Below are 11,435 nucleotides of genomic sequence, written 5' to 3'. Positions count from 1 at the left end.
TATGCATTTGCATCACATCATTAGTAATCCCCTAGCCACGAAGGGTCAAGCACTCACAGCGAGAAATTGCACACCTATAATTTGCTCCCCCGGTGCGGTCGACACAACCCAGCGAACTTGGGACTCCACAGAGACCCAACGGCCGTGGCGGTTCTTGTACATCAGGCTGATAAAGTCCTTCACGCTGATCTCGCCCTCTTCCACGGTGATTTGGGCTCCTCCTTGGGAGAAGTCCTGCATGTGACCCTCTTTCAGGAACTGCACAGACGCCCCCGTTGGCGAGGCTTCGGCTGTCACTGACTTCTTGAGCATCACTTCGGACTGCACGCGCATGCGCTCTTGCTTACGGCTTTTCACGGGCTTTCCCTGGAGGCGACGAGTCACAATCTCACTAATACGCAGGCCCTCTGATTCGTAAAGAAAGAGAGCTTGGGGAAAGGTGTGCGACAACTGAAATGCCGCCTTTTCAATAGTTTGCGCGATAAAGATAAAGCTCACTTTAACTTTTGTTTTCGTCCAAGCTAAGAAGGCTTCGGCGACTTTGGTGGATAATGACTTTGAGTGAACAATCACGAATAGCTCCCCAGGTTGCGACTTTAAGAAATCCTTTAAGAGTTCAGGCGGCGGAGCCAAGTGCCAGCGCACGCCTTGAATCCCTTGCAGATAAGCCGGAATTGACGCCAATCCGGGAACAGTACTTTGACTCGAACTGAGATAGATCAGGTCTTTCACGGGCTTTTTCTGCATGGATGAATGCATTGCAATCTTGAAGCCCAAGCTCAGATCAAAATGATCCGTCTTTCACCGTCTACGCTGTGGACAGGTGAAAAGAAAGCTTTAAACAACATTGTTAAATTACTGATTTACCAAAACAAAAAGTCCCCACACGATAAAACATGTAAACAACCAAAGGAGAAAACATGAAAACTATTTTTGCCGTTTTGGTCGCAGTCTTTATGACAGGCTCTGTGGTTCATGCGGAAGAAACTGTGGGCCAGAAAATGGACAACGCTGCGGAGTCGACGAAAGACACCACAAAAAAAGCGGGCCGCAAAGTGAAGTCTTCCGCGAAGAAAGCCGGCAACCGCGTTGAAGAAGCGGTGTGCATGGAAGGCGATGTGAAGTGCGCTGCTAAAAAAGCAGGCAATCGTGTTGAGGAAGGCGCTGACGCTGTCGGCGATGGCGTAAAGAACACGAAAGACAAAGTTTCTGAATAGCTGGATCAAAGTACGAAAGGCCTTCGGCTTTTCGTACTTTCCCTTAACGACATTGTTGCGCTATTTCGCGAATCTCTGAAAGCTCGTCGCAATCAAAGCGAGAAACACGTGAGCAGACATACTCAATACAAGATGAATCATAAAGTCCTCGGCACATTGATGTGACTTCAAAGAGCTCTAACTTCTCATCACAAGCAAAACGACTGACCTTTCCGCAGACCGTGCGAATGCAATCTCCGTTTACGTTATGGCAGGCCCGCGCGACCTCGAGCATATCTTGACGGTCATCACACTCAAAGCGACTCATCTGATTGCAAACGGCCTCAATACAGTCACTAGGAAAGCCCCCGGGAGGAGGACAATTCGGTGGCCGATTTGGCGGAGGATTGGGCTTTGTCGGCGGAGCAGGTTGAGAAGGCTCATCAGGAAGTGGACGCGGTCGTGGCGCGTTTAACATCACTGCCCAAAGAGCCTTTTCAGAATGATATTGATCGACAAGCTGTTGAGTTTTCTGAGATGTCGCGGCCACACTTTCAATAGTCAGTAAGACTGATAAAATAAAGAAAACAGACAACGCTATACGCATGATCCCCCCTGCTCTTTCATGGTCGTTGATGACGACGGGCGGTTTCAAGAGTCAGGGATTTCTTAGGGAAAAATACAGCAGTCTAGGCGAAGAACGACAAAAGCCCCCGTGAAGGAGGCTTTTGGAAAAATGAATAAAGCATCATTATTAGAATGTTTCGCAGCGAACAGAGGCCATGCAGTACACGGGGTTCACAGAGTTTCCGCAAGCCTTGCGCGCATTGTACTCTGCTTCCACTGAAGAACGCCCTTCTCCACGGAAGATTTTGTTATATCCCGTATCTGTAAGAACACAAAGAGCCCCTTGAGTCAGGCGATCCTGAGCCGGATCACTGCACTTCACCGCGCCATTGCAATACACGGCATTTACCGAATTGCCGCAAGACTCTTTCGCCTTCGCTTCAGCTTCAAGCTTCGTGCGACCTTTTCCTAAGAAGACTTTGTTGTAACCCGTATCCGTCGTCATACAAGCCACTTCCACAATCGGAGGCGGAGGCGGCGGCATGGGAGGATTTTGATATTCCAAATTAGAAACACGTTGGTTCAAATTATAGATCAGTCCTTCGAGCTGACTCACCTTCGTCTCAAGAATGCGAATACGCTCGGCTTCGCGACTTTGCGCTTGAGCAGAGACACCCAGCAAAAGACAACAACCTAAAACCAAAACCAGTGATTTTCTAAGTACAGACATTGAGATCCCCCAAGGACAGTGGTTACCAAACTTCACCAAGAAGTAAGACAAAATCCCTTAAAGCAATAACAAAGCCAAGTACGAAAGAGTCAAAAATACACCGGCATTTACCAGTTCATGTGGGAAATAAAAAAGCCCCACCGTTCGATTCGGTGAGGCTTTTGAAGAAGAGAATTTCGACGAAAATTAGAATGTATCGCAACGGGCATTCGTGTTGCAGTACGTGGCGTGAACCGCGTTGTTACAAGCCTTACGAGCATTGTACTCAGCTTCAAGAACGCTCTTAGCTTCACCTTTGAACGTCTTACCGTAACCAGAATCGGTAACAACACAGATAGCGCCTTGGATAACGCGATCTTGTACCGGATCACTGCACTTCAAAGTATTGTTGCAGTAAGTAGCATGCACGTTAGCTCCGCACACTTCTTTTGCTTTAGCTTCCGCCTCAAGCTTCGTGCGACCCTTCCCCAAGAACACCTTGCCATAACCACTATCCGTAATCATACAAGCCACTTCGGAAACCGGCACCGGCGGAGGAGGCAAAGTCGGTGTCCCACGATACTCAAGATTAGAAACACGCTGATTCAAATTGTAAATCAGGCTTTCAAGCTGTTGAACCTTCGACTCAAGAATACGAACACGCTCGGACTCACGATCACCACGGTTCTGCGCCTGCGCAGACACTCCAAGTAGAAGACAACAACCTAGCACCAAAACGACGGCTTTCCTAAAACCAGTAATCATAAACGCTCCCTAGTAAAGAATTGGTTAACGACCTAAAAAAATAATCCGGAACCCCAAGGAGCAATAAAGAGGCCACAACGAAACCGGAAAAAATAAACCTCACAATCAATAGAAGCTATCTGGGACTTCGCCCCCAAACCCTCAACCGAAAACAATTTAGACACCTACGAAAAAGCGCCAGCCGTCTCTGAGCGAACGAGGGGAAGTTAACTTACAAAAGGGACGTAATAGCTATTGAACTCGGCACTTTCCGATGAGAAGAGTCGGTACTTTTGTATATCCGAAAGCGCATTCATCTCCGATGAGGAGAAATTAGTAACCACCACGATTCAAGTGAGGAACGAATATCGACTCGGTCCAACTATGACGATACGACCAGTTTTTTAAGAGAGACAGTTACCGCCACCGTGGCGGCAAGCAAATGCGTTAAGACGGATTGAGAAGACCTTCTTGATGCTAAATTGAAGAGCCGAGCGCGATTTGTTCAGGTAAGTGCCTATTAAATACGAATCAAAAACACGCCCTTTCGAGACAAGAAGCGATAGCTTACTTCCATCGTGCAAGTCAGAGCGATAGCAGAGTTATCTTCAAAGAAAACAAGCACCTTCTAAAGAAAAAGGAACCTGGTACATTTTCATTACTAAGGGAAGCAGGTACCTTTGAGTACCGTACTCGCTCCAACCGCTGACGATACGAAGCGGGTCTCTCCAGAGAAGAAACTTACTGCCATCGTGGCAGTAAGCACATGCGTCAAGGATAGAAGTGCTTTTAAGCGCCATACACTCAAGCCGTTCCGCCATTAGACATTGGCAAATACAAATGGGAAATCCAGAAAGAAACGCAGAAAGTTACTTCCATGATGGAAGTAAAAAAATCAATCTACCATCTTCAAACAATAGGAAAGCACTTATCTTTTAATTGAAAAGAACTGAGTACCGTTAGCACGCAAAAAAAGCCGGTTTCATCTCTAGAAAGAGACTGTGACACCCTTCGAACGAGCACAAAGGGAAGCAACTTTTTTAGAAAGTTTACTTCCACGGTGGAAGTAAAAAAAGATTACCAGCACCCTTTCAAAACAAAAGGAAACAGGTACCTTTACCCGCCGAACCCACATACGCGCGAAAGCGCATCTGCACGAAGCCTCTACCCTCCGAAAAGCCCGCTAAAACCCCTCGAAGAAAAAACAACGCAAAAGCACCGGGAACAGGCTTGGGCAGAGGCTTTCTGCTTTGAAGCCCAAGTTCCGCAGCGCCCGAAAATCCAAACTAGCAATCAGAAAACAAAAGAAAAAAGAAAAGGGAGCTACAAAGAGCTCCCTTAGCGCGAGGATGTGTCCGAAGGACTTCAAAGCAGAAAGCCTCTGCCCAAGCCCGTCCCGAGTCGCTTAGTACGCGACGTGGTGGTTGATCGCCTCATGAATTCTAGGATCCTTCAAAGGAACCAAACTATGCTTACTCCAGAAAGACATAACAGTCAGAATAAACAAGCCTGCGAATCCAGCAAAGATACCGATCTCCCAGAAACCGAAAGTCACATGACCGTCGAAGAAGTTCGGATACACCATCCAGTAAATGTCTACGTATTGCATGATAAGAACAATCGTAGATACCAGGATCACGTGGTTGCCATTGCGTTTAGCTCCGCGAGGAAGCAACGCCAAGAACGGAACTACGAAACGGAAGATCAAAAGGGCCAAAGAAACACCCATCCATCCGCCTTGAGAGCGCATGATGTAGTATTCAGTTTCTTCCGGCAAGTTCGCGTACCAAATCAACATGAATTGAGAGAACGCAATGTAGGCCCAGAAGATTGAGAAGCCTTTAAGATACTTCACAACGTCGTGCTGGTGCTCATCAGTGACATAGCCTTTAACAAAACCATGACGTCTCATAAGAACAATCACGATCGCCAAGAAAGCCATTCCCGCTTGGAACATACCAGAGAACGTGTAGATACCGAAGATCGTTGAGTACCAAGTAGGCAACAACGACATCAATAGATCCACGCTGAAGAAAGAGAACGCTAAAGCGAAGAACACGATGAATGCCACTGCTGGAGAAACGTTCTTCGTCGTTAGGCTTTCGTCACCTGTTTGGTCTTGCTTCAATGAATTTCCAACGATGATGTAGCGGAAAAGCATGCAACCCAAAGCGAAGATGAAAAGACGTACTACGAAGAAGCCGGTGTTTAGGTAAGCCGTTTTTGCAGCTACTACCGGGCTTGCATCAAGCACTTCTTGGTTCGCCCAAGGATAAAGAGTTTTGAAACCCACCAACAACACCAATCCACCGATCAAGATCGCTGGAATGAACGAAGTTGTTGCTTCAGCAAAACGACGGATAGTGACTGACCAACCGGCTTTAGCTACGTTATTGATAGCCACCCAGAAAAGTCCACTCACCGCCATAGATGCGAAGAAGAAGAAAGCCACTAGGTACGAAGTCCAAAGTCTTTCTTGGTTTTTCATCAAGCCAACAACGAAAGTCAAAAGACCGATCGCGATCAGCGCGAAGCTCAACGTTTTCAATTTCGCGGGAGCTTCGAATTTAGATACATGAAGGTTTACGTGATTATGTTCGCCCATCTTCAACCCTACTTAGATTGCTTCTCTAGGAAGCGAATGTAGTTAACAACTTGCCAACGGTATTTTTGCGGGATGTGAGCCGCGTAAGGACCCATCACACCTTGGCCCATCGTGATGACGTGGTAAAGATGTCCATCTGGCCATGCTTTCACTTTATCACTGACAACCGCTGGTGGTTTCAAAGCCATTTTTTCAGAAACTGAAGATTTCGCAGCAACGCCGCCTTCACCTTTAAAGCCGTGGCAGATCGCACAGTTCGTCTCGTAGTATTTTTGTCCTACAAGCAAAGTCGTCTCATCCATTTGGCCCGCAAGTGGGTTCTTCAAATTCTTAGATGCACCTTCAACATCGGTCGCGTAACGGTACGGTTCAAAACCTACCGGAGCAGTTCCTTCAGGAGGAACGCGCATACCGCTGTGATGAGGAGATGTTTCGTCGTACTCCTGAGCTTTGATTGCCGGAGATTCCATCATATCTTGGATCAGTTCTACGTTGGCTTTGTTGCCACGAGGACCACAACTAGACAAGGCCAATGCTGCCAAGCCTGCTGCCGCAATTCCTACTGATAAATTCACGAGGCTTCTCATTATTAGTACTCCGTCTTCTTAACTTCAGTTGCGCCCAATTCTTTGAACATTCTCTCGATCTTCGTTTCATCGTAGCCAATGTCATTGTGCGGGATGAAAATCGCAAATTTATGAGAGCTCAAATCAGGGTCAATGCTTGGTGGATCGATGCGTGGGATTTTGCACGCATAGAACAAAGCGCCCACTGAACAAAGAGCTGCAAACAAGATTGTTAATTCGAACATGATAGGAATGAAGGCTGGCAATGAGAAGAACGGCTTACCGCCCACGTTCACTGCCCAGTCCACTGCTGACGTCCAATACGTCAATGCAAGACCTGCCAAAAGACCCACGCAACCTGCGGTGAAAGTCACATAAGGAATCCAAGATCTTTTGATTCCACAAGCTTCTTCCATACCGTGAACAGGATAAGCAGAGATGGCTTCGAACTTTGTGAAGCCCGCTTCGCGAGTTTTGCGAGCGGCCTTCAAGATCAAATGTTCTTCTTCCCAGATACCAGCGATACCTTTTGTATAATTATTAGCCATTAGTGGTGCCCTCCTTTTTCATCGTAACCAACATGGAGTACAGGCTTCACTTCCGCGATAGAAACCGCAGGGAACAAACGTAGATACAACAAGAACAAGGTCAGGAACATACCGAACGAGCCCACGAGGACGCCCGTGTCGAACCAAGACCATGCGTACATGCCCCAGCTTGAAGGCAAGAAATCGCGGTGCAAAGAAGTCACCGTGATTACGAAACGCTCAAACCACATACCGATGTTTACGAAGATAGAAACAACGAACATCACTGGGATTGAACGACGCATTGATTTAAACCAGAACAACTGAGGGATCAAAACGTTACATGATACCATCACCCAGTAAGACCAACCGTAAGGACCGAAGGCACGGTTGACGAATACGAAACGCTCGTATTGGTTACCAGAGTACCAAGCAATGAAGAACTCAGAAGCGTACGCGTAACCAACTAGCATACCTGTCGTCATGATGATTTTATTCATGACTTCCATATGATCTAGAGTGACGTAGTTTTTGAATTCAGGGAATCCGATACGCACCAGAGTCATCAAAGTCACAACCATCGCGAAACCAGAGAAGATCGCTCCGGCAACGAAGTATGGAGGGAAGATCGTTGTATGCCAACCTGGCAAGTTAGAAACCGCGAAGTCGAAGGATACGATCGTATGTACAGAAAGAACTAGCGGAGTCGAAAGACCTGCAAGGATCAAGTACACCATTTCATAGTGTGACCAGTTCTTCGCAGTTCCACGCCATCCCAAAGAAAGCGCGCCGTAAACGGTACGACGAAGTTTGTTCTTCGCACGGTCTTTGATAGTTGCAAAGTCAGGAACCAAACCGATGTACCAGAACACCATCGACACCGTCGCGTATGTAGATACGGCGAAAACGTCCCAAAGAAGTGGCGAGCGGAAATTCACCCACAATGGACCACGTTGGTTCGGATATGGGAACAACCAGTAATCAAGCCAAGGACGACCTGTGTGAAGCAACGGGAAAAGACCCGCCGTCATAACGGCGAAGACCGTCATCGCTTCCGCAGTACGCGCAACTGACGTTCTCCATTTTTGACGGAACAAGAAAAGAACCGCAGAAATCAGAGTGCCGGCGTGACCGATACCGATCCAGAATACGAAAGTAACGATCATCGTACCCCAGAATACCGGGCTGTTAACACCCAGCAAACCGATACCGACACCCACAACGCTCGCCAAGATCGCGATGTAGAATAATAACAACGTCTTCGCGCCCAGGAACATTCCCACCCAACCTTTGGATGGGAATCTTTCCACCGGTGCACAGATGTCGTCTGTAACGTCTTTTAAAGTCTTATTGCCAAGGACTAATGGGCTACGCTTCATCATGAGTGCTCACCTTGTTTTGCAGTACCGTGACCTTTGTGGCCACCAGTTGATTCTTTATCATTGTTACGGATCTTAGAAAGGTAGCGCACAGCAGGTGCCGCATGCCATTCTTCAAGAAGAGCGTAAGCACGTTCTTCTGATTTAAAGATCTTCGCCACTTGTGAATTCGGATCATTCAAGTCACCGAATACGATACCACCTGCAGGACATGCAGTTTGGCAAGCTACTTTAACATCTCCGTCTTTCAACTGACGTTTTTCATTGCGAGCCACTGTCTTCGCGTCTTGGATTCTTTGCACGCAGAACGTACATTTTTCCATAACCCCGCGAGTACGAACGCCCACTGAAGGGTTCAAAGCCATGTGAAGTGGCTTTTCGATGTGTTTCGCATAGTTGAACCAGTTGAAACGACGAACTTTATAAGGACAGTTATTCGCGCAGTAACGAGTTCCAACGCAACGGTTGTAAACCATGTCATTGAGACCTTCATCAGAGTGAACAGTCGCAAGAACCGGACACACCGTTTCGCACGGAGCATTGTCACAGTGTTGACACATAACTGGTTGGAAAACCGCTTCAGCTTCCGCAGGATTGCCCGTGTAATAACGGTCAATACGGATCCAGTGCATTTCACGACCTTCTAGAACGTACTTTTTACCTACTACAGGAACGTTGTTCTCGGATTGACATGCAATCACGCAAGAAGAACAGCCCGTGCAAGTGTGAAGGTCTACAGCCATACCCCATTTGTGGCCGCTGTATTCGTGACCTGACCAGATAGACCAGGTGTGATGTCTGTGGATGCCCGCCGACTTGCTCTTCGCATAGTCTTTGTTCGTTGCTTCCGCAACGATGTTACGGCCTTCCATAGAGTGGTGACCTTGCGTGCAAGCAAGTTCATATTTTTTATTTGTTTTTGTGAAAGTCGCTGTTTGACCAGCAAAGATCATTTGGCCGGCTTTTGTTGTTGCCAACTCAAATGCATTCTTACCGATACCGTTACCAACTTTACCTACGCGTGTACGTCCGAAACCCACGGCTACTGCAAGAACTTCGTCATGCAACCCTGGCTGGATGTGAACCGGAAGTTCCAGTTTCTTTCCACCCACTGTCAATTCAACGACAGAAGCTTGTTTCAAACCGTGTTTCTCAGCCGCAGCCAAAGAAACCATCACGTAGTTATCCCAAACGATTTTCGTTACAGGATCTGGAAGCTCGTGCAACCAAGAAACGTTGTTCAAAGAGCCGTCGCCCATTTGTGGGGTTGAGTATAGAACTAATTCAAAACCAGATTGTGCGTTCGCTGGCTTAATAGCCGTGAAAGCATCTGTTTTGAAAGAACGAGCCGATGAACCCGAATTCAATTGACCCGCGTAACCTTTTTGCAAAGTTTGTTGCCAGAAATCTTCGAAGTCACCCTTGCCTACTTTAGGCATGATGTCTGATTTCCAGAAAACTCTGAGGTAGTCATAGAACGTCTCGTAATCACGAAGACGTGATGGACCTTGGTTCGCGAGGTACGCCCAAGTCATCAATGACAATTGGAAAGAACGAGTGTCATACATAGGACGGATCGCTGGTTGACAGATAGAGTAAACTCCCGCTGTCAATTCCATGTCATTCCAAGATTCCAATGCGTGGTTGTCTGGAGTGATGTAATCCGCAAAAACACCTGTTTCGTCGATACGGTCACCTGTATAGATAACCATTTCCACTTTTTTGACGGCATCTGCAAAGCCCATTTCCGCAGGCAATACAAATCCAGGGTTCACACCGTGGATGATCAAAGTCTTAACTTTGCCATCTTTCATGTCTTTAATAAGAGCGGACAAATCAGCGTAAGAACCTTTTAATGCCGGATTTCCACCGCGCGCTTCAACGGTCTTACCTTCGTTACCCAAGACAGTGTTCAAGAAGTTCACTGCAATTTGAAGTTCACGAGATTTTTCAGTCCAAGTTTGGATACCACCAGCAACAACCAAAGACTCGCCTTGGTTTGCCAATAGATCTGCAGCTACTTTTGCGAAAGCTTCTGGATCAAAACCCAATTTTTTCGCTGTATCTGCAAATGGAGCCAAAGCTGACTTTACAGACGCATTGCCTGCGTAACCAGTGGCACCTTTTTTCACGATGATTTCGTGAAGAAGACCCATCACAACATCAAGTTGTTGCGAAGGTTTGATTCTGAAACGAATATCCGCATTTGCACCCGTCAATGAATAGTTGGAGTCAAAAGACACCATACGATTCATGTTTTTGATATCTTTACGGCCATTCACGAACTGGTTCGTGAATGCTGTTGGAGAAATCCAAGTGCCCAAGAAGTCCGCGTCAATAGACACGATCATCTTCGCTTTATCAAAACGGAAAGCTGGAACGACGTCATCTCCGTAAGAAGCTTTTTGGCCTTCACGCACGTCTTCGTTTGAGAATGCATCCCATACTACGTGGTTGGCTTTGAAACCTTGAGCAAAATCACCAATCACCGCGCGAGTTGCCGGAGAAGCGATAGGCGCCGTCAAAACAGTCACGCCACCTTTTTGAAGTTGCTCAACAACTTTTTTATCCAACTCTTCCCATTTTACGTCGATAACTTGGCTGTTGGATTTCTTTTCATTGAAAAGATTGCGTTGCGGACCCTTCAATCTTTCTGGATCGTAAAGGTGCAAAACAGAAGCTTGAGAACGAATGCTCAAACCACTTTGGCTGAAAGGGTGACCTTCGTTCGGCTCAATCTTGATAGGACGGCCTTCACGAGTTTTTACCAACATACCCAAAGCATCGTTACCGTCGAAGTAAGCTGATGAGTAGTAGTTCGCAATACCCAAAGTTACTTCTTCAGGTTGTTTGTTGTAAGGAACGATTTTTTGCACAGGACGACGGATACAACCCGCTGACGCCATCGCAATAGAAGCACCCATCAATTTCAAGAATTCACGGCGTGCCCAGCCATCTTCCCCGTCTTTTTCACGAAGAGGTGAAGACATAAACTCAGTTTCAGCAGCTTTATTGAACTCAGGATCATTGCTCCATTGTTCAAGACTTTGCCAATACTTGTTGTCGCGCTCGATTTTAGGACGAAGCGCTTTTTTCATTTCTAATTCATTATCATGGTCATGATGCATTTCAGACATGGTAC

11 protein-coding genes are annotated in these 11,435 nt (G+C 46.8%); 2 read left to right on the top strand and 9 right to left on the bottom strand.

The genetic code is table 11. The features are described 5' to 3' along the window. Positions 1-45: 45 nt before the first annotated feature. Positions 46-759 (bottom strand): PilZ domain-containing protein, encoded by a 714-nt coding sequence (locus tag ACLWBD_RS07030; RefSeq protein WP_413570261.1) that lies wholly within the window; start codon positions 757-759, stop codon positions 46-48. Between the two features lie 161 nt (positions 760-920). Between ACLWBD_RS07030 and ACLWBD_RS07025 the strand changes: the two genes are divergently transcribed. Then, the gene (locus ACLWBD_RS07025) at positions 921-1,217 is read left to right on the top strand and encodes a hypothetical protein (protein ID WP_063208209.1); all 297 of its coding nucleotides are present in this window, start codon (positions 921-923) and stop codon (positions 1,215-1,217) included. Between the two features lie 43 nt (positions 1,218-1,260). Here ACLWBD_RS07025 and ACLWBD_RS07020 read toward each other — a convergent pair whose 3' ends face one another. The 3 genes from ACLWBD_RS07020 to ACLWBD_RS07010 all read right to left on the bottom strand — a co-directional run bounded on the left by ACLWBD_RS07020 (position 1,261) and on the right by ACLWBD_RS07010 (position 3,237). Then, on the bottom strand, positions 1,261-1,803 hold the full coding sequence (locus ACLWBD_RS07020; protein ID WP_081112232.1) for a hypothetical protein: 543 nt from the start codon (positions 1,801-1,803) through the stop codon (positions 1,261-1,263). A gap of 147 nt (positions 1,804-1,950) precedes the next feature. Further along, on the bottom strand, positions 1,951-2,493 hold the full coding sequence (locus tag ACLWBD_RS07015) for a hypothetical protein (protein ID WP_413570259.1): 543 nt from the start codon (positions 2,491-2,493) through the stop codon (positions 1,951-1,953). Positions 2,494-2,679: 186 nt separating this feature from the next. Then, positions 2,680-3,237 carry a hypothetical protein gene (locus tag ACLWBD_RS07010; RefSeq protein ID WP_413570258.1) on the bottom strand — a complete coding sequence of 186 codons (558 nt, stop codon included), beginning with the start codon at positions 3,235-3,237 and terminating at the stop codon, positions 2,680-2,682. 1,039 nt (positions 3,238-4,276) lie between these two features. Between ACLWBD_RS07010 and ACLWBD_RS07005 the strand changes: the two genes are divergently transcribed. After that, complete coding sequence (locus ACLWBD_RS07005; RefSeq protein WP_413570256.1) at positions 4,277-4,558, top strand: hypothetical protein; 282 nt, start codon at positions 4,277-4,279, stop codon at positions 4,556-4,558. A 63-nt stretch (positions 4,559-4,621) separates the two neighbouring features. Here ACLWBD_RS07005 and ACLWBD_RS07000 read toward each other — a convergent pair whose 3' ends face one another. The 5 genes from ACLWBD_RS07000 to ACLWBD_RS06980 are packed head-to-tail and all read right to left on the bottom strand — an operon-like array spanning position 4,622 to position 11,430. Then, positions 4,622-5,821 (bottom strand): molybdopterin oxidoreductase, encoded by a 1,200-nt coding sequence (locus ACLWBD_RS07000; RefSeq protein WP_413570254.1) that lies wholly within the window; start codon positions 5,819-5,821, stop codon positions 4,622-4,624. An 8-nt stretch (positions 5,822-5,829) separates the two neighbouring features. After that, positions 5,830-6,408 carry a c-type cytochrome gene (locus tag ACLWBD_RS06995; RefSeq protein WP_413570252.1) on the bottom strand — a complete coding sequence of 193 codons (579 nt, stop codon included), beginning with the start codon at positions 6,406-6,408 and terminating at the stop codon, positions 5,830-5,832. A 2-nt stretch (positions 6,409-6,410) separates the two neighbouring features. After that, positions 6,411-6,935, bottom strand: coding sequence for a DUF3341 domain-containing protein (locus ACLWBD_RS06990; RefSeq protein ID WP_063208224.1), 525 nt, complete (start codon positions 6,933-6,935; stop codon positions 6,411-6,413). Further along, on the bottom strand, positions 6,935-8,296 hold the full coding sequence (gene nrfD / locus ACLWBD_RS06985; protein WP_063208227.1) for an NrfD/PsrC family molybdoenzyme membrane anchor subunit: 1,362 nt from the start codon (positions 8,294-8,296) through the stop codon (positions 6,935-6,937). Before nrfD ends, ACLWBD_RS06990 begins: the two co-directional genes overlap by 1 nt. Beyond that, positions 8,293-11,430, bottom strand: coding sequence for a TAT-variant-translocated molybdopterin oxidoreductase (locus ACLWBD_RS06980; RefSeq protein ID WP_413570248.1), 3,138 nt, complete (start codon positions 11,428-11,430; stop codon positions 8,293-8,295). Before ACLWBD_RS06980 ends, nrfD begins: the two co-directional genes overlap by 4 nt. Between the last annotated feature and the right edge of the window lie 5 nt (positions 11,431-11,435).

This window comes from Bdellovibrio sp. HCB117 (genome assembly GCF_047305915.1).
Taxonomy (GTDB): Bacteria; Bdellovibrionota; Bdellovibrionia; order Bdellovibrionales; family Bdellovibrionaceae; genus Bdellovibrio; species Bdellovibrio bacteriovorus_B.
The sequence above is the reverse complement of the archived record's forward strand: the minus strand, read 5'-3'. Positions and strand labels throughout refer to the sequence as shown.

Bases quoted from the DNA above. Each gene is read 5' to 3' on its own strand.
- ACLWBD_RS07030 (WP_413570261.1), bottom strand. From the start codon at position 759: ATGCATTCATCCATGCAGAAAAAGCCCGTGAAAGACCTGATCTATCTC.
- ACLWBD_RS07025 (WP_063208209.1), top strand. From the start codon at position 921: ATGAAAACTATTTTTGCCGTTTTGGTCGCAGTCTTTATGACAGGCTCT.
- ACLWBD_RS07020 (WP_081112232.1), bottom strand. From the start codon at position 1,803: ATGCGTATAGCGTTGTCTGTTTTCTTTATTTTATCAGTCTTACTGACT.
- ACLWBD_RS07015 (WP_413570259.1), bottom strand. From the start codon at position 2,493: ATGTCTGTACTTAGAAAATCACTGGTTTTGGTTTTAGGTTGTTGTCTT.
- ACLWBD_RS07010 (WP_413570258.1), bottom strand. From the start codon at position 3,237: ATGATTACTGGTTTTAGGAAAGCCGTCGTTTTGGTGCTAGGTTGTTGT.
- ACLWBD_RS07000 (WP_413570254.1), bottom strand. From the start codon at position 5,821: ATGGGCGAACATAATCACGTAAACCTTCATGTATCTAAATTCGAAGCT.
- ACLWBD_RS06995 (WP_413570252.1), bottom strand. From the start codon at position 6,408: ATGAGAAGCCTCGTGAATTTATCAGTAGGAATTGCGGCAGCAGGCTTG.
- ACLWBD_RS06990 (WP_063208224.1), bottom strand. From the start codon at position 6,935: ATGGCTAATAATTATACAAAAGGTATCGCTGGTATCTGGGAAGAAGAA.
- nrfD (WP_063208227.1), bottom strand. From the start codon at position 8,296: ATGATGAAGCGTAGCCCATTAGTCCTTGGCAATAAGACTTTAAAAGAC.
- ACLWBD_RS06980 (WP_413570248.1), bottom strand. From the start codon at position 11,430: ATGTCTGAAATGCATCATGACCATGATAATGAATTAGAAATGAAAAAA.